10 protein-coding genes and 2 pseudogenes are annotated in these 19,697 nt (G+C 45.4%); 3 read left to right on the top strand and 9 right to left on the bottom strand.

Going from position 1 to position 19,697, the window contains the following annotated elements; genetic code table 11:
- Positions 1-199 precede the first annotated feature (199 nt).
- Entirely contained in the window at positions 200-916 is a 717-nt protein-coding gene (locus tag VL20_RS06645) for a potassium channel family protein (protein WP_052276010.1), read from the top strand.
- Here VL20_RS06645 and VL20_RS06640 read toward each other — a convergent pair.
- The 8 genes and pseudogenes from VL20_RS06640 to VL20_RS06605 form a co-directional block, all read right to left on the bottom strand.
- The gene (locus VL20_RS06640; RefSeq protein ID WP_081417849.1) at positions 873-2,501 is read right to left on the bottom strand and encodes a cation:proton antiporter; all 1,629 of its coding nucleotides are present in this window, start codon (positions 2,499-2,501) and stop codon (positions 873-875) included. The genes VL20_RS06645 and VL20_RS06640 overlap by 44 nt on opposite strands.
- 1,011 nt (positions 2,502-3,512) lie before the next feature.
- Entirely contained in the window at positions 3,513-4,160 is a 648-nt protein-coding gene (locus VL20_RS06635; RefSeq protein WP_052276009.1) for a Uma2 family endonuclease, read from the bottom strand.
- A gap of 133 nt (positions 4,161-4,293) precedes the next feature.
- A complete protein-coding gene (locus VL20_RS06630; RefSeq protein ID WP_052276008.1) occupies positions 4,294-4,941 on the bottom strand; it encodes a Uma2 family endonuclease in 648 nt (215 codons plus the stop codon).
- A 38-nt stretch (positions 4,942-4,979) separates the two neighbouring features.
- Entirely contained in the window at positions 4,980-5,447 is a 468-nt protein-coding gene (locus VL20_RS06625; RefSeq protein WP_052276007.1) for a DUF29 domain-containing protein, read from the bottom strand.
- Positions 5,444-7,791, bottom strand: a pseudogene (locus tag VL20_RS06620) (HD family phosphohydrolase). Before VL20_RS06620 ends, VL20_RS06625 begins: the two are co-directional and overlap by 4 nt.
- Positions 7,792-8,318: 527 nt before the next feature.
- Positions 8,319-8,534: a DUF2283 domain-containing protein gene (locus VL20_RS06615; protein WP_002800147.1), complete on the bottom strand. Its 216-nt coding sequence runs from the start codon at positions 8,532-8,534 to the stop codon at positions 8,319-8,321.
- Positions 8,522-8,842: a hypothetical protein gene (locus tag VL20_RS06610; protein ID WP_052276006.1), complete on the bottom strand. Its 321-nt coding sequence runs from the start codon at positions 8,840-8,842 to the stop codon at positions 8,522-8,524. Before VL20_RS06610 ends, VL20_RS06615 begins: the two co-directional genes overlap by 13 nt.
- Positions 8,843-8,877: 35 nt before the next feature.
- A pseudogene (locus VL20_RS06605) lies at positions 8,878-9,090 on the bottom strand (hypothetical protein); the annotation flags it as partial.
- A gap of 714 nt (positions 9,091-9,804) precedes the next feature.
- Between VL20_RS06605 and VL20_RS06600 the strand changes: the two are divergent.
- Complete coding sequence (locus VL20_RS06600; protein ID WP_128575154.1) at positions 9,805-14,001, top strand: S8 family serine peptidase; 4,197 nt, start codon at positions 9,805-9,807, stop codon at positions 13,999-14,001.
- 647 nt (positions 14,002-14,648) lie between these two features.
- Here the strand turns inward: VL20_RS06600 and VL20_RS06595 are convergent.
- The gene (locus VL20_RS06595; protein ID WP_002737016.1) at positions 14,649-15,833 is read right to left on the bottom strand and encodes an NAD(P)H-quinone oxidoreductase subunit H; all 1,185 of its coding nucleotides are present in this window, start codon (positions 15,831-15,833) and stop codon (positions 14,649-14,651) included.
- Between the two features lie 502 nt (positions 15,834-16,335).
- Here VL20_RS06595 and pruA point away from each other — a divergent pair.
- On the top strand, positions 16,336-19,305 hold the full coding sequence (gene pruA, locus VL20_RS06590) for an L-glutamate gamma-semialdehyde dehydrogenase (RefSeq protein ID WP_052276004.1): 2,970 nt from the start codon (positions 16,336-16,338) through the stop codon (positions 19,303-19,305).
- Positions 19,306-19,697 lie beyond the last annotated feature (392 nt).

Raw genomic sequence — 19,697 nt, 5'->3', positions numbered from 1 at the left:
GCTGGTTATAATCTAATTGAAACCACTTAATTAAGTAGCTGGTTATAATTAAATTAAAAATGGATTTTAGGTTCGATCCCCCCTGCCCCCCTTGATAAGGGGGGTGCCGATAGGCGGGGGATCCCCCTGAATAAGGGGGCATCTGATAATTTTTAACGCCTACCTACTTAGGCAGTATTTTGTTAAGTAAAGAGCCGCTATGTACGTTTTAATTGGTGGGGCGGGAATGATGGGGCTAGGTTTAGCCCAACAACTTTTAGACTTGGGACACACCGTCGCCATCGTTGATGTGGATCCTTTAGCTTGTCGGTTTGCCCGGGAAAAAATCGGTGTCATGGCCTTTGAGGGGAGTGCTGTCAGCACGAAAGTTCTGCTAGAGGCAGGGATTCGACAAGCTAATGCGGTTGTGGCCGCACTAAGGGACGATGCGATGAATCTAGCCCTAGTCACCCTGTCTAGAAGTTATGGCATTTCCCATATTGTGGTGAGAATGTGCGATCGCGAATTTCTCGAAGCCTATCGTCTTGCTGGAGCTAGTCACATCATCAGCACGATTGATTTAGCCGTTGCCACCATGGCCAATGCGATCGAATACCCCGAAGTAGAATCGATGATGCACTTTGAACAGGGGCAAGTGGAAGTGTTAAAGCTGCCCGTCCCCAAGGATTGTTATGTAGCTGGGCGTACCGTTGCCCAAATCGCTCAAGATGCCAACTTTCCGACCGGTTCGCTGATTATTGGCTATCAGTGTCACGCTTCTGCCAGTTTAGAGATTCCCAACGGCAATACCGTCCTAGAAGCCGACTCAACTATTTTGGTGGTTACTCGTCCGGAATTCGTCAAACCGATGATCGATTACCTCGGCATTCAAACTAATCATCGTCCAACGATAGAAGTTTCTCATCCAAACCTTTAACGTAGGATTGTACTAAATCTTCTGGTACAATGCGTTTGCGAAGTGCATCCCCCAGGGCGGCTTTCTCGGCGAGGAACAATCGTCGTCGAATGGCATCTAACTGACTGTTGTTAGGCTCCATTTGCCCCGATCGAGACTGATTATAAGCATCCCGCAGCAGCCGTTCCGATACCGCCACTTTTGCCTGATAAGATGCCCACAGTTCTTCGTACACTGCTTTCGGTAAAACGCCGGATTTCAGTAAATTGGCTAACTCATCTTGTGCCGCTTTCGACGCGATCAACTGCAGCTGTAACTGTCCAATATCCCGTGTTACTGCCGAAACCTGACTAATATTGAGCTTTTTAATTAACCAGGGTAAGGCTAATCCTTGGATAACCAGAGAAAATAACACAGCCCCAAAGACTAGCTCGATGATCAATTCCCGCCCTGTTAGAGCCAAAGGAATGGCAACCGCTAGGGCCATGGAGAGTGAACCCTTGATGTTGCCCAAAATCAGAATATGTTGCCAGCGTAAGGGGATTGGTCGATCGATCCAGCGAAGTACCGATAGTAAAGAATATACTGACAGAATACGCCCCAATTGATAAGCCAAAATGACCAGCACAATCGATGGCAAGGTTTGCCATAGGGTCAAGGGGTTGATTTCAATGCCAATGAGCAGAAAAATAAAGGTATTGACGATAAAACCGGCATATTCCCAAAAACTGATCAGGGTAATGCGATCGGATGCAGAGGCGCTGCGAGGCAGCCCCAAGTTACCAAAGACAAGTCCGGCAATAACTACCGCCACCGCTCCCGATACACCCAAAAACTGCCCGAGTTGAAAAGCTCCCAAGGCAAGCGCAACCGTAAGCAACAGGCTACTCAGCGGATCCCGTAAGCGCACATAGATGGGAAGACACAGATAGCCCAGGACAGCACCCACTAATCCCCCACCCAGAGCAACGATCAACACTTCCTCGATAACTTGTGTGGTGCTGATGGTTCCGGTCGCGTAAATCACCAAGAGCAAATTGAAGGTGACGAGTGCGGCTGTATCATTAAATAGTGTTTCCCCTTCCACAATAGTCAAGAGCCTAGAGGGAACCCGAATTTCCTTAAAGACGGCAATTATTGAGACAGTATCGGTATTTGCTAGAATCACTCCCACCAGTAAGGCGGGAATCCAATCTAGCCCCAGGCCAAATTTTACCAAAACTGCAATAATCGCCGCAGAAAAAACCGAGCCGGGTCCTGCCAGCAGTGCGATCGGTTTAAAGGTACTGCGAAGACGGCTGATATCGGTATTAATCGCCGCTTCAAAAATCAGAATCGGCAGAAAAAGGTTAAGCACTAAAAACGGATCTAACCCAATACGACGAGATAACAGATCGGTAATCGGTAATCCTGCTAAGACTAAACCTGCCACATAGGAAATGCGTAATCGCTGGGTTACTAGAGCTACGGCAGTGGCAATCAGTAGCAGCAGGATCAAGACAAGAACCAGTTCAGGAATGTCTCCCACCGTTTGGCTGTTCACAGCAGAATTGCTATCGAAGGATTTTTGTTGTGCTGCCCAGGCTACTAATAATTCTCCCCTCATAGGACGATTTTACCGAGAATTAAGAACTTGACTATTTTTACAATATAACGGAGGTTATGGTAGTTACAGCCTTTCTCAGATAGATACGGTTAGTTATTGTTGCTAAGTAGGTAGGCACAATTATTTGTAGGATGGGTTAGCGGTAGCGTAACATAATCGGGCGTTGGGTTTCATGCTTCAACCCAACCTACGTTCATTTTATATTTAATTCCACCCAGCTACTTAAAATACTTGATGAGTAAGGATTAATTTGTACTTCATCTCTAGGAGAAAGAATGAGAAATTTTCTATTTACCCGGTGATTGCTGTGGGGAGGGAAAAGTTAGAGGCAATCGGGGCAAAATGATAAGTATTTTATATGCAAATACCTTCAATACTTAAAAATATTTAAATTTACAATTGGTAATATTTATTTTTACTTAAGAATTTATTGAGAATAATTTCTATTTATTTACGAGTTGACAATACTTCCAGCGATTCTGGTATAATTTTGCATTATGCTATGGTGGATTTTTCTGTGCTTTTTTGGACTTTTCAAGGTCTAGCTTGCCTTGAAACCATTGCTAAATCTAGACTTTCCCTTTTAGCCAAACCAAACACTTGCGCCAATTATCCCTTTTTTCCCCTAACAACGTTGATCTAATTTTTGTGTAGTTTTGTTGCAAAGTCAAATTTTTTTGACAAAATGCCCAAATTGTGGTAGGGACGAAATGACGGGATTTAGCATCATCTCTGGTTCCAGTGTTTCCTAAAATCAGAGACTTCCTGCCTCACCCTTAAGATAACTGCTAGAGTTGTTTTTTCTTGTATTTGAATTGATAAAAATAAATTTATTTGATGTTGTCTGTGGAGATTTTTTGGGTAATATAAACCGCTCTCTTGTTTATTACAACGCCAATGCAAAAACTTGTTCAGTAAAACCAAGAGCAATCACTAACAGGCTGGCATGACCTTCTAATTGTTAGTCTCACTGAGTCTAGTTGAGAAAACCACCATAACCAGCCCTGATTATTAACTAAAATTCTCTAAAGCTTCAAATTGACGTAAAGCAAGACTAGAACCTTGATTCCAGCCTAATTCAACATAATAGGGAAAAAGTTTCTTGATATTTATATCGGGAAAGAGAAGACTATTTTCCTTTTCTTGATAACCGTCTTCTATTAACAGATATATTTTTAATTCTTCCCGACGATAAACCCACAATTCGGGGATTTTCAACAATTGATAAGCACCCACATCAGTCAGAGAAGTAAAATCCACTTCTATAGCTAAATCGGGAGGAGGATCAACAGTTAAATCAATTCTTTCTTTGCCTAAAATTGCCTGTCTATTATCAATATAAAAACAAGTATCTGGTTCTAATCCCGCTTCCCCCGGAATTTTCAAGGTAATCGGATCAAAACATTCCCAGTCTTTGCCTTGGCGACGAAGGATAATTTTTACTAAATCACTTAAAAGATTGATACGTTTGCCATGACTTGGTAAAGGAGACATAAGCCGAATTTCTTGAGTTTTGCGACTAAAATAAAGTTTGGGATAGGTTTTTTGGAGACGTAAACTCAGCAATCTTTCGTAATCTTCCCAAGTCTGATGGGGAAAAATAACTTGACTGCCGGGAGATAAAGATAAAGTATTTTCGTTGAGAGTAATTAGTAGCATTTTGGTAATTATCTTTAGTTTGTCAGATCCCCCCGCCTATCGGCACCCCCCTTATTAAGGGGGGCAGGGGGGATCAAGCCTTATTAAGCGTGGATTAAGGGGGGATTAAGCTCACTTTTATACAAAAAGTGTTTTAACTAAAATTCTCTAAAGCTTCAAACTGACGTAAAGCAAGACTAGAACCTTGATTCCAGCCTAATTCAACATAATAGGGAAAAAGTTTCTTGATATTTATATCGGGAAAGAGAAGACTATTTTCCTTTTCTTGATAACCGTCTTCTATTAACAGATATATTTTTAATTCTTCCCGACGATAAACCCACAATTCGGGGATTTTCAACAATTGATAAGCACCCACATCAGTCAGAGAAGTAAAATCCACTTCTATAGCTAAATCGGGAGGAGGATCAACAGTTAAATCAATTCTTTCTTTGCCTAAAATTGCCTGTCTATTATCAATATAAAAACAAGTATCTGGTTCTAATCCCGCTTCTCCCAGCATTTTCAAGGTAATCGGATCAAAACATTGCCAGTCTTTACCTTGACGACGGAGGATAATTTTTACTAAATCCCTTAATGTATCAACACGATTGCCATGACTTGGTAGGGGAGACATAAGCCTAATTTCTTGAGTTTTGCGATTAAAATAGAGTTTTGGATAGGTTTTTTGGAGACGTAAACTCAGCAATCTTTCGTAATCTTCCCAAGTCTGATGGGGAAAAATAACTTGACTGCCTGGAGATAAAGATAAAGTATTTTCGTTGAGAGTAATTAGTAACATTTTGGTAATTATCCTTAATTTTTTCCTGTGGGATTTAACTAATTTCGCTCTGGCAACCAATGCCTATTAAGCATTTGTTCGAGGGAATAGGGACAATTTAGAGGGAAATTGTGAGGAGATATTTCAGTTTTTTGCCCAACAATAAAAACGGCATCTTGATAGATTCTTTTTTGGTTATCTAGGAGATATTTTTCTAGATTTGTGCTTAAGTATCCATTTAGCTGAACTCTAAAAGTGGCTATTTCTCCTTGCCAATGCCGATGATTTAATTCAAATTCTTCTGACCAATATTGCCACAGCAAAAGCTGAATAATTATCTGTCTTAAAAAACTCTCAACTCGATTTCTATCCCGTTTGCTCAAAGCCTCCAACTCCTCGATTAAATGTTGAATATCTAACTCGGCTAGACGATTGGCCTTGAGAAGTTTAATTGTTTCAGTCAACCAGAGATGTTCATCTTGTTCGTAGAGAAATTGTAACTGATTTAGCCAAGTATCTTTTTTCATATTTTTTTGGCTGAGGAGACTTCTAAAACTGCTTTTGGGTAGGCAATGCGTTGATGGTGGAATTGTTGCCAAACTTGCACAAAAACCTCGGCAATAATTGGTAATTCCTCCTGACGAATACCACTATCTACTAATTGTTGATCGCGCCATCGGGCCTGAAAAATCTTTTTGATCATATCCATGGCTTGTTCTGGGGAGGCCTCCTTCAGCGATCGCAAAGCGGCCTCGCTACTATCGGCTAACATAACGATCGCCGTTTCTCGCGATTGGGGAATCGGACCATCGTAGCGAAAGGCCGCCTCATCGACGAGTTCTTGACCATTTTGGGCGGATTTTTGCAAAGCTTGCTGATAAAAATAGGAAATTAAGAGATTGCCTTGGTGTTCGGGAATAAAATCGCGGACCACTCGCGGTAAACCGTGTCTGCGGGCCATGACTAACCCTTCGCTAACGTGCTTTTTAATAATCTCGGCGCTGACGTAGGGATCATTAATTTCATCGTGTTTATTCGGGCCACCCATTTGATTTTCAATAAAACCGAGAGGATCGTGCATTTTCCCGATATCGTGATAAAGGGTTCCCGTGCGAATTAATTCCACATTACAGTGCAGTTTTCGGGCGGCCGCTTCAGCTAAACAGGCGACAAAAAGGGTATGTTGAAAAGTACCCGGTGCTTCCGTGGCCAAACGTTTGAGCAAACTACAATTAGGATTGGACAACTCCACCAGACGAATGGGAGTGACCACATCGAAACAGCGTTCCAAATAGGGGGATAATCCTAGGGCGATTACTGTCCAAGCTATTCCCGATAGACCATAGACGAGCGCCGTGGGTAGTAGAGTATAGATGACCGTGCTGGCCGTGGCGCTAACGATTAGGTAAGTGAGCAGATAAACACCCCCTTGACTGACTCCGATTCCCATCCCTAGGAGCGATAATTCATCCCGGGAGCGCAATTTTGCCGCTATCATCGCCGCTAATAGTCCCCCAATCGTCCCGGCGATTAAATCGGCGCTGATGCCTTGGATGCTGAATAGGGAAAGACCGGCAGTTAAGAGGACTTGGGTGACGGCCAGAGTCGGGCCATAGAAACTGCTGAGTAATAAACCCACGGCTGCCAGATTGGTAAAGGGAATATGGGCGATCGCTAGGATCGGTGTGGTAAAACTCAGTAAACCCAAGAGAAGAAAATCCCGGTGACGCAGGGGCCGATGGAGACGCTGGGAAACGAGGCAAAAAGTCCCGATCGCGCTGGTGACAAGGATTGCCGTTGACCCTAAACCCATCCAGTTAATGCCCCGTTCGCTCAAACCAAAGCCATCGATGAGAACAAACTGAGCTTGAGTAATTGTTTCGCCTGCTTTAACGATAATTTGACCAGCTTGAGCGTCAGACATAACCATATCTACCGCTTCCACCGCTTTAGTGGCTTGTTCTTTGGTTGCCTCCCGATCTTCTATCAGGTTCGCTTGTCCCTCCAGGGCCGCTAGAAGGATATTTTCGGCTAAAGACTGCTGGCGACTGGTTAGGCGATCGCTGCTAATCTGCACGGCGATGGTATCCTGTAGGTGACTGGTGGAAATCCCTGGGGAATGCCTTGTACCAAAATCCGGCGACTCGCTTGCAGGATGGCTGTTTCTAGGTTTGGCCACTCTCGATCGCCCATTTGGGCCACTGTGATCAGATCGGCGTATTTGAGTTTATTTAAGCTGGAATGCTGATAATTTTGGCTGGTTTGCTCCTTTATTTGCCGTAATTGCCCTAATCGATCGATAAATTGCTCAAAGTTACCCTTGGCCACGCGCTGACGATAGGCTTGGATTTCGCTAACAGCATATTCCTGTTCTTTTGTCAAGGGTTTTGTAAAAGATTCTTCATAGTTGAGGCGGCTTTGTAGAGTTGACCATTGAGCGGCAGAAAAGGTGAGCAGCGTTTCCATTGTGGCGTTAGAAATATTCCTGCCCATTAAAATGGAATTTTTTCGCAGAATTGGGCTAATTTGACTTAATTGCCCTAAAGTGTCTCGCAGCGATCGCTCGATCTGGTCGGTGGTTTGGGGGTCTCTTTTCAGCCGGGGAAGCAGTCCAGCCCGAATTTTTTGGCGTTTGAGGGCGGTGGTTTCTTGGTCTTGAAAACGGGCATCTTCGGGGGCGATAATCGTGACGGGGGAAATAGTCCCGACGGCCAATTTCGGCTGATTATAGAAACGATAACCGACCACGCTAGTCAGACAACCGACGGTAAACAGGAAGATTAACGGTCGTCGCAGTTTACCGAGGGAGTAAGAGCGAGATTTTCGGGCAGAATCAGGAAAAACAGTGAAAGAATGCAGAAAATGATTCATAAATTCCAGCTAAATTCTATAAACTGCGCCACCATGCCCAGAGGAAAAATACCAGCAATTTGGTTGTGTGTTCCCTTTTCTATTGTAAGGACTCCCTGTGCAAAAAAATTTTTTCTCGAAAGGTAAGCTAAGCTGCCCGCGCATTTAAATTGCTTGTTGAGATAAGGCACTCATGCAAGAGGCAAAAGGGAAAAGAGACAATAAATAATCGGTTTTTAATAACCGGATTCAGTATAACCTATCCCTGCGTCTTCATCGGCCCGCATCCTGTAGGGGCGAAGCATTCGGGCAATAACCTATTGCTGAAACCGTAGATTTTCTATCCGAATGCTTCGCCCGTACTTTTTCAGCACAGAAAACGGGTTTCTCCGAGAAACCCGTTTTCTACTCATGGACACCCCCCTTATCAAGGGGGGCAGGGGGGATCGACACCCCCTTATCAAGGGGGGCAGGGGGATCGAACCTAAAATCCATTTTTAATTTAATTATAACCCAGCTACTTAAGTGTTATTTTTCGCTTTTATTGTTTAAAGAGGGATGGCGGTTTCTAGGGAAATTTTCAGATTCCTGTTCTCAGAAATCCTATAGTTAAGTTTTTCAAAACCAATAACTTCGCCTTTTTGATTTTTCATTAAAATAACTTCGTCGCCGGTTTCTTCGCAGAGATATTCTGAAGAGCGATCGCCAAACCACACAGTTAAGGTATTGCCCATCGGATCATAATAAACGTTTACTTCTGCCATAAAATTTCCCCTTCTTTAATTGCATCGGTGGGATAAGTGGTAATTAGGAAACCATCACCATTGAGTTTTCGGATAATGGCACAGAGCCAACGTTTTGGTCGTTGAAGTTTATAAAAAAGATAAACATTAGGGTCACTGCGGCTACGTCGAATTTCATCAGGTTGGCTAAGGGTTTCTTGGACTAATTTTTCTTGTCCTTTCATTATAGGATGTTTTATCTGGGTGATAATTTCCCAATAGGTAACAGTGACGCAGATCGTACAATTAAGAGGGGTTAAAATCTCAAAAAATGGATCATTTTTGCTCATGTTTTGTCCTCATCAGCAAATTCTTAGTCAAGATGAAAACGGGCATCTTCGGGGGCGATAATCGTGACGGGGGAAATAGTCCCGACGGCCAATTTCGGCTGATTATAGAAACGATAACCGACCACGCTAGTCAGACAACCGACGGTAAACAGGAAGATTAAGGGTCTTCGCAGTTTACCCAGGGAGTAAGAGCGAGATTTTCGGGCAGAATCAGGAAAAACAGTGAAAGAATGCAGAAAATGATTCATAAATTCCAGCTAAATTCTATAAACTGCGCCACCATGCCCAGAGGAAAAATACCAGCAATTTGGTTGTGTGTTCCCTTTTCTATTTTAAGGACTCCCTGTACAAAAAAATTTTTTCTCGAAAGGTAAGCTGCCCGCGCATTTAAATTGCTTGTTGAGATGAGGCACTCATGCAAGAGGCAAAAGGGAAAAGAGGTAAGTAGTCATGCAAAATTAATTACCTGCCCGATCGAGCTAAAACCCTTACGGGGCAATGATCGTCATGTGTAAATAATTTTGCCTAGGTACTTAATAAATAATCGGTTTTTAATAACCGGATTTAGCAGGGTGAGAGCATCTCAAACGCTATTGACAATTAGCCAATTTTGTGAACCGCTTGCTGTGTGGGCATTTCAAGTGATACCAGTCAATCAGAATAGTTACGAAATATTCACATTTGGTCGATTTTTGCTCAACAATTGAGATGGCCAATTCTCCTCAAATATGCCTGAATCGCTCTCTGGGTAAGCAAATCACATAAAGTTGATTTTGTCAAGAATTGTTAAGATGCGCTTACCCTGCCAGATTTAGGATTACAGGTCTATAACAGGTGTACAATAAATTTAAGCCTAAGGCAGAAAAGTTGGGCTAGTTCTTTTCCCTAACCATAAACAGAAACAATCCAACACCCCCAAGTAATTGACCGATTAATTTTCGGAAAATGGGGTGTTGGTGTTGATGAAGACAACACAAGTAAGTTCCAATTTATCTAGTACAGATATGTCATCTCTAGCAGATTCTTTGAGTTTTGACGGAGCCTCCCAAATCACCTTTGATTTAACAGGTTCCGACGATTTAACTGTATCGAGGGAAATTTCTCCCTTAGCAGTCCTGAACTCTAACCCCTCCCCATCTACAGTCTCCTCGGAGGCTCCTACGGTTCCAGTCTCCCCTGCTGCTACGGGTCAAGTGGACTTTCCCGCTTCTCCCAGTATTGACTCTTCTGGTTATTCCAACAGTCCAGCGTCGAGTCTTGCCTCTGTACCCACTGCCGACCCCGTCACCTCAGAGCTAGAACCGGCAGCAACTAGCACCCTTGCCCCCCATGCTCCCAATCAACTGATTCTCAAGTTTAAGCAGGGGATCGCCAGCACCCAAGTTGCTCAGTTTAAGTCCCTCTTTGGTGCTGTCAGCACCCAGACGATTAAACTAACGGGGGCAGAGATTTGGAAGTTATCGGGGTCGCTCTCTGTGGAGAAGATTCTGAAACAATATCGCTCCAATCCGATTTTTGAATACATTGAACCCGACTATATACTGACAAAAGGCACAATTACTCCGAAGGCGACATTCCCCAATGACCCCAGTTTTAATCAACTTTGGGGATTGCATAACACCGGACAAAGTGGCGGTACTCCCGATGCGGATATTGATGCCCCTGAAGCTTGGGATATTCAAACCGGCAATCCTAATTTAGTGATTGGGGTTATTGATACGGGGGTTGACTACAATCATCCCGATTTGGCTGGCAACATCTGGACAAACCCAGGGGAAATTGCCAACGACGGCATTGACAACGATGGCAATGGCTACGTTGATGACATTCGCGGTTGGGACTTTGCCTACAACGACAATAACCCCAGTGATGTTGATGGTCACGGAACCCATGTTTCGGGAACTATTGCGGGAAAAGGAAATAATGGGGTCGGTGTGACAGGGGTGGCTTGGAATGCCAAAATCATGCCCCTGAAGTTCCTTGATGATACGGGATCAGGCACTCTCTCCAATGCCATTAAGGCAATTAACTATGCGACGGCCAAAGGAGTTAAGCTCACCAATAATTCCTGGGGAGGTGGAGGCTATAGTCAAGCGCTCTACGATGCGATTAACGCGGCGGGTCAGGCGGGAGCTTTATTTATTGCGGCGGCTGGTAATAGTTCGGCTAACGCAGATATCAATCCCATGTATCCCGCTGCCTACAACCTTGACAACATTGTTAGTGTTGCTTCCACCACCCGCACCGATGCTCTCTCTTCTTTTTCTAACTATGGCTTAACCAGCGTAGATTTGGGTGCGCCTGGTTCAGACATTTACAGTCTAGCTCCTGGTGGTGGATACGCGACCCTTTCAGGGACATCCATGGCCAGTCCCCATGTGGCAGGGGCGGCGGCTTTGTTGTGGTCACAAAATCCTACCTGGACAGCCCAACAGGTGAAAAACGCCTTAATGAACACGGGCGACCCCCTGGCATCCCTTGCCGGGAAAACGGTTTCTGGTAAGCGGCTCAATGTGTTTAACGCCTTGGCGGGGGCTAACTTACCTTCCGTAACCGTCAGTGTCAGCCCGGCCAGTGTGCAGGAAGACGGGACGACTAACTTAGTTTACACCTTTACTCGCACTAACTTAAACCTGAGTTCTCCCCTGACCGTTAACTTCGGGGCGAGTGGCATAGCCAACGCCGCCCCAGTGGGAAGTGACCCAGCCGATTACAACGTATTAACAGGTAGTGGTGTCACCTTCAACCCGACGACGAAATTGGGAACCGTCAATTTTGCTGCTGGTGCGACAACGGCAACGGTCGTGGTTGATCCGATTGCTGACACTATTGCCGAAATCGCTAACGAAACAGTGGCTCTCACGGTTAATAGTGGAACCGGTTATATTGGCGGTTCACCAGGAACAGCCACAGGAACGATTATTTCCGAAGAAACCCTACCGATTTTTAGTAACCCCAACCCGATTACTATTCCTGATAGTGGTTCCAGTACCCCCTATCCTTCCACTATTAATGTTTCAGGCTTGAGCGGTAATATTAATAGCCTGAAAGTAACGCTGACAAACCTGAGCCATACTTGGCCCGATGATATTGATGTATTACTGGTCGGTCCGACGGGAACCAAAGCCTTATTAATGTCCGATGTGGGTGGCTCAAGTGGTGTCAATAATGTCACTCTCACCTTTGATCCGACGGCCACCTCCTCCTTGCCTGATTCAGGGCTAATTACCAGTGGCAGTTATAAGGCCACAGACTTTGAAACCGGTGATTTCTTTAACGCGCCCGCTCCCGGTGGCCCCTACGGTACGGACTTCTCGGTCTTTAACGGCATCAACCCCAATGGAACCTGGAGCCTCTACGTTGTGGATGACGCGGGAGGGGACTCGGGAACTATTGCCGGTGGTTGGTCACTGAATATTGGTACGGGGGGCGGATCGACGAAAACAATCTCGATCGCCAAAACCACCGATGGTAAGGAAGCCGGTTCCGTGAGCAGTGTCTTTACCCTCACCCGCACTGGCGACCTCTCCAGTGCCTTAACCGTCAACTACACCCTAGCGGGGACAGCGACTCCAGGTGTTGACTATACAGGCACTACTCCTAACACCGTCACCTTTGCGGCACTTTCCCCCACTGCTACCATCACTCTGCCCACCATAGATGATAGTGTGGTAGATCCCAGTGAAACGATCATCACAAAAATTACTGCTCCCACGGGCTACACTATCAGTGGTTCCGACACCGCCACGGCGACGATTGTGGATAATGATGGTGGTGGTGGCAATATCTTCAGTAACCCCAACCCGATTTCAATTGACGATGAATCTAGTGGAGGAACAAATCCTTATCCTTCTACCATCAGCGTATCTGGGTTGAGTGGCAACATTAATAACTTAAAAGTTACCATTAATGATGTTAGTCATACATGGATCGGAGATGTAGATCTCCTTTTAGTCGGACCTACTGGAGCCAAATCAATCCTAATGTCTGACATTGGAGAAGCTTTATCAGTTAGTGGGGTCAACTTAACTTTTGACACTAGCGCGACAACACTGATTGATGACTCCAATGTGGGTACAAGTGGTTCTTATAAACCTAACGACATTGATGGTGGTGATGGTGACTTGTTTGATTCCCCAGCCCCTGGTGGTCCTTATAACGCAGACTTATCTGTTTTCAACAATACCAGTGGCAATGGCACCTGGAGTTTGTACGCCTTTGATGATTTTCAATTCGTTGATGTTGGTTCAATTGCCGGTGGTTGGTCACTGACGATTGGCACGGCAGCACCGACAAAATCAATCTCGATCGCCAAAACCACCGATGGTAAGGAAGCCGGTTCCGTGAGCAGTGTCTTTACCCTCACCCGCACTGGCGACCTCTCCAGTGCCTTAACCGTCAACTACACCCTGGCTGGTACAGCCACTCCAGGTGTGGACTACACAGGCACTACTCCTAACACCGTCACCTTTTTGGCAGGTTCCCCCACTGCTACCATCACTCTGCCCACCAAAGATGACCTCTTGAGTGATCCCAGTGAAACGATCATCACCAAAATTACCGCCCCCGCCGGCTACACTATCAGTGGACCCGACACTGCTACGGCCACCATTCTTGATAATGATGGTAACTCGGGCAATGACAACTTGGTCGGGACAGGCTTTGCCGATGCCCTGGCTGGAGTGGGAGGTAATGACACCCTCAGCGGTGGAGCGGGTAATGACACCCTCGATGGTGGAGCGGGTAATGATAACCTGACAGGCGGTCTTGGCAAAGATACCCTGACGGGAAGCACTGGATTGGATACTTTGACCTACAATTCCCTCGGTGAGTCGCTGCTCAGTGGCTTTGATGTTATTCAAGGCTACAGTGGCACAGGTGCTAGTCTTGATCGCATTAATGCCCCTGGGTCTATTGCGCCCATCACTTTGACCGCATCGAAAGACACAGCTTCGAATTTAAGCGAAGCCGCTATTCAAGCCGTCTTAACCGCCACTAAATTTGCTGCTAACACGGCGGCGGCCTTTAAAGTGACAGGACAAAGTGGTACTTTTATCGCTCTCAATAATGGAGTGGCTGGTTTCCAAGCCGCTAGTGATGCGATCATTCAACTGAGTGGTTACAACATTGCTGCCGCTACACCAGTGGTAGTGATCTAGATTGAGAGATCATTTAAGTTTGCAGGCAGTGGGAGAATCTTCTCCTACTGCCACTAGGGGTCTTTCAAAGCCTAAGCTTCCTGTTGTTGTTCTGCGAAGCCTAAGAGGGGGGTGATTCGGTAGTAGCGATGGGGGCTTAATCCTTTGCTTTGCTGTGCATTGTAGTCATGGATAACTGGACTTCCCCCGTATAAACATACTGGCTATGGCTAAAAGTCTTACAGAGCCTGAGTTAAAGCTATGTAATACAAATATACTACTGGATGCAAACTTCTGAAGTCCTTACGCAGATAGGGTTTGAGGTAAAAGTTTTCAAATTTGACCCTTCGACCATTATAGCTTGTTTCGGGGCAGAAAACCAGCAAAAACATGGCTACAGAGGGAATCGCTTACTCTAGAGATTAATGACACTATCTGTTACAATCTGGTTAGCGATCGCTATACAGCCAACTCTACGGAATCGCTCTACTCCAGATACAGTCAACGGTACAGACATTTTCAAGCGAAAAATGTACCCAGTAGCCTCTTTTCAATTTTTTCTGAGACGCTCCCTAAGGGTTTTGTTGATTTTTTAGTATTGTAAAGTATTACATAAAACTGGGCCAAAACGAGGGTGAGTTAATAAGATAACCCACCCTGAAAGAGATTTAGCGATCAACTGACCCCATAATAATATCAATACTGCCTAAAATCGCCATAATATCGGCAACTTTTACCCCTTTGAGGATATGGGGCAGAATTTGAAGATTATTAAAATCGGCGGCCCGAATTTTCCAACGCCAAGGGAAAACATCATCATTACCGACGATAAAGATACCTAATTCCCCTTTACCACTTTCCAAGCGCACATAATGTTCACCTTTAGGAATCTTAAAAGTGGGGGCGACTTTTTTGGCGATATATTGATAGTCAAAATCATTCCAAGCTGATTTTTTCCCTTCTGCCATCCGTTTTGCTTCCAGATTTTCGTAGGGACCACCGGGTAAACCTTTCAGTGCTTGCCGGATAATCTTCACCGATTCGCGCATTTCCCGAATCCGCACCAAATAACGAGCAAAACAATCGCCGGCGGTTTCCCAATGCACTTCCCAGTCAAAATCGTCGTAACACTCGTAATGGTCAACTTTTCTTAAATCCCATTTCACCCCGGAAGCGCGTAACATCGGACCGGATAAACCCCAGTTAATCGCTTCGTCTCTGGTAATGCAGCCTATCCCTTCAATACGACGGCGGAAAATCGGGTTATTAGTGATTAATTTCTCGTATTCGTCCACTTTCGGTTCAAAATAGTCACAGAAATCCACGCACTTATCCACCCATCCGTAGGGTAAATCCACCGCCACGCCACCAATGCGGAAATAATTATTATTAATTAACCGCATTCCCGTGGCAGCTTCCCAGAGGTCATAAATCATCTCCCGTTCCCGGAAAATGTAGAAAAAGGGAGTTTGTGCGCCTACATCCGCCATAAAGGGGCCTAACCAGAGTAAATGGTTAGCGATGCGGTTGAGTTCCAACATAATCACCCGGATATATTGCGCTCGTTTGGGAACGGCGATATCGGCTAATTTTTCGGGAGCATTGACCGTAATCGCCTCATTAAACATCCCTGCGGCGTAATCCCAACGACTAACGTAGGGAACGTACATGACATTAGTGCGATTTTCGGCAATTTTTTCCATGCCCCGATGAAGATAACCGATCACGGGTTCACAGTCAATCACGTCTTCCCCGTCGAGGGTGACGATTAAGCGCAAAACACCGTGCATCGACGGGTGATGAGGTCCCATGTTTAAAACCATGGGTTCTGTTCTCGTTTCAATTTTTGCCATAGGGCTACCGATGATCCCGAAAATCTTTTTAAAGTTATTATAAGTAAACGCTTCGACAATACACAAGGACTATCGGGTATCAGTAATCAGTAATCAGTAATCAGTAATCAGTAGTCAGGAGATTATTTTTATTTATTCTCCCCACTACCCCACTACCCCACTACCCCACTACCCCACTACCCCACTACCCCACACCCTACACCCCACACCCTACACCCCACACCCTACACCCCACACCCTACACCCCACACCCTACACCCCACACCCCACACCCCACACCCCACCTCCCCACTTCCCCGCTCGATCGAGTACAATAGAGTGTTCAGCAAAAGTGATCGGCTATTAGCTTTGATTAGTCCTTCGGTAAGAATATAAACCAGAGAAAAGAGCTATTAAGAGCGGCAATCAGCTAAAAAAGCTCAAAAACTGAATTTTAGCCTGAAGGCTGACCTTAGCTTGCTGAAAGCTGAATCCCCTTGATAATTTTTTTACTTGAATCGCCGTGGTTATCCAAATCGACTCAACTCAAAACTACGAAACCAAAACCCAAGAGATCGCTAGACAACTTTTAGCCGAAACTCGCGAAAAAAAAGGTCTTTGGTCTGCTTTACAGGATCAAATGCGTTGGGATGATAAATTACTCGATTGGGCCATGTCTAACCCCAATTTACGAGTACAATTATTCCGTTTTATTGACTGTTTACCCGCTTTACGCAGTAATGCCGAGATCGCTAATCATCTCCAACAATACCTCGGTGATGCTTCCGTAGAACTGCCCAGTGCGCTGAAAAGTATCCTCAACTTTAGTGATCCTAACTCCCTACCGGCTCAAACGGCCGCCAGTGTGATCAGTAAATCCGTAGAAACTTTAGCTCGTAAGTATATCGCCGGGGAAGACCTAGGGCAAATTACTCGCACTGTCACCCGTCTGCGCAAGGAAAAAATGGCTTTTACCATAGATCTCCTCGGTGAAGCGGTAATTACTGAAGCGGAAACCCAAGTTTATCTACAAAGTTATCTGGATTTAATGACCCATTTGGCTCAAGAAGCGACCAAATGGAATAAAGTTAGCCAAATTGATGAAGCGGACGGCGACTTACTACCACAAGTGCAGGTTTCTGTCAAGCTAACTGCCTTTTATTCTCAGTTTGATCCCATGGATCCCATTGGCAGTAAGGAGAAAGTTTGCGATCGCATTCGCCTACTATTGCGACGCGCTCAGGAGTTAGGGGTAGCAGTCCATTTTGATATGGAACAGTACGTTTATAAAAACCTCACCCTGGCTATCCTGAAAGAATTACTCCTAGAAGAAGAATTTCGCAGTCGTACCGATATTGGCATCACCCTACAGGCATATTTAAGAGATTCTGCTCAAGATTTACAAGATTTAATTAATTGGGCCAAAAAGCGCGGTTATCCCCTGACTGTCCGGCTAGTCAAAGGTGCTTACTGGGATCAGGAAACGATTAAATCTAGGCAAAATCACTGGCCACAGCCGGTATATAACGAAAAATCAGCCACCGATGCCAATTATGAGCGGATGACGCGGTTATTATTGGAAAATCATCAATATTTATACGCCGCCATCGGTAGTCATAACGTGCGATCGCAAGCCTTGGCCTGTGCGATCGCAGAAAGTTTAGAAATTCCCCGTCGTCGCTTTGAAATGCAGGTATTGTACGGCATGGGCGACCAATTAGCCAAAGCTTTAGTGAAGCGAGGTCATCGGGTGCGGGTTTATTCCCCCTACGGACAACTCTTACCCGGTATGGCCTACCTAATCCGCCGTTTATTAGAAAATACCGCTAATAGTTCCTTCCTACGGCAAAATTTGGAGGATCGTCCCGTGGAAGATTTAATCGCAGCCCCCCGGGTTTTAGGCAATGATAACCCGATTATCCTCGGTTTTCCTAATGCCCCCGATACAGATTATGCCAACGAGCAATTACGAAATAAAGCGAGTCAAGCTCTTACTTTTGTCAAAAATTCCCTCGGTAAGACCTATTTGCCCCTAATTAACGGCGAATACGTCGCCACCAATGTTCAAATTAATTCTGTTAATCCCTGTAACCCGCAGGAAATAGTGGGGAAAGTGGGCTTAATTGAGGTGGAACAGGCAGAAAAAGCGATAATAGCGGCAAAACAGGCTTTTCCCGCTTGGAAACGCACTCCAGTGGCAAAAAGAGCCGAAATACTGCGAAAAGCGGCAGATTTGATGGAAGCGCGACGACACGAGTTATCGGCCTGGATTTGTTTGGAAGTGGGCAAAGTTATCCAACAGGCGGATCCGGAAGTGTCAGAAGCGATCGATTTTTGCCGTTATTACGCTTCCGAGATGGAAAGACTGGATTTAGGGCATAATTTCGACGTAGCAGGTGAGAATAATCGTTATTCCTACCAACCCCGGGGTATTGCTTTAGTGATTTCTCCCTGGAATTTCCCCCTAGCGATCGCAGTGGGGATGACAGTAGCAGCTTTAGTAGCAGGTAACTGCACGCTATTGAAACCGGCCGAGACTTCCTCGGTGATTACGGCGAAATTTGCCGAGATTCTCCTAGAAGCGGGTATTCCTGCCGGAGTCTTCCAATATATCCCGGGTAAAGGTTCCCAGGTGGGGGCGCATTTAGTTAGCCATCCCGATGTTCACCTAATCGCCTTCACCGGTTCACGAGAAGTGGGCTGTCGCATCTATACAGATGCCTCGATCGTGCAAAAGGGTCAAAAACACCTAAAACGAGTTATCGCCGAAATGGGCGGCAAAAATGCCCTAATTGTCGATGAGAGTGCCGATTTAGATCAGGCCGTTGTCGGTGCGGTTAAGTCCGCTTTTGGCTACACCGGCCAGAAATGTTCGGCCTGTTCGCGGATAATCGTTCTGGAAAGCGTCTATGATAGCTTTGTTGATCGCTTTGTCGAGGCTACCGGGTCCCTCAATATCGGGCCGACGGATTTACCGAGTACGGAAGTAGGACCGGTTATCGACGAGAAAGCTCAAGCAAGAATTCGGGAATATATCGAAACTGGCAAAAAAGAGGCAGAATTAGCCCTAGAAATGCCGATTCCAGAAGTTGGTTACTTCGTTAGTCCCACCGTCTTTAAAAATGTTCCCCCCGATGCGGTAATAGCGATGGAGGAGATTTTTGGTCCAGTGGTGGCGATTATCAAAGTGAGCAATTTTGAGCAAGCTTTAGCTGTAGCTAACGGAACCGACTATGCTTTAACCGGTGGCTTATATTCCCGCACTCCTGCCCATATTAACCGAGCTATGCAGGAATTTGAAGTGGGAAACCTCTATATTAACCGGGGAATCACCGGTGCGATTGTCTCCCGTCAACCCTTCGGGGGTTTCAAGATGTCGGGGGTGGGTTCCAAAGCAGGGGGGCCCGATTATCTGCTGCAATTCCTCGAACCTCGTCACATCAGCGAGAATATTCAACGTCAGGGATTTGCACCGATTGAAGGGGCCGATTAAGCCATTCACAGCTAAAATTGGCGATTATTGGGGGTTTATACCCCCAAATCTGGTTCATTTATCGGCTAAGACTAAATCCAGTTATTAAAAACTGATTATTTATTCTCCGTTTTGCCTATTGCCTATTGCATCTCCTGATATGTAGCCTATACTTAAGGGATTTAGTATTACTTCCCACTTGATCTCTCAATCCAAGCTTTTGGGGGTTCTACCCCCCAAACCCCCCGTTGGGGGCGTGGCGCCGCCCCCAAACCCCCGGCGCATTAGTTTTTCGGTGGGATGCTTACACGCGGCTGCTGATACATCTGTAATAATTTAAGAGTCACTCCCCTTGCAGGAGTACCTCTCCTGATATGTAGCTTATACTCAAAGGATTTAGTATGATCGACGAA

This window comes from Microcystis panniformis FACHB-1757, from assembly GCF_001264245.1.
Lineage (GTDB): Bacteria > Cyanobacteriota > Cyanobacteriia > Cyanobacteriales > Microcystaceae > Microcystis > Microcystis panniformis.
The sequence above is the reverse complement of the archived record's forward strand: the minus strand, read 5'-3'. Positions and strand labels throughout refer to the sequence as shown.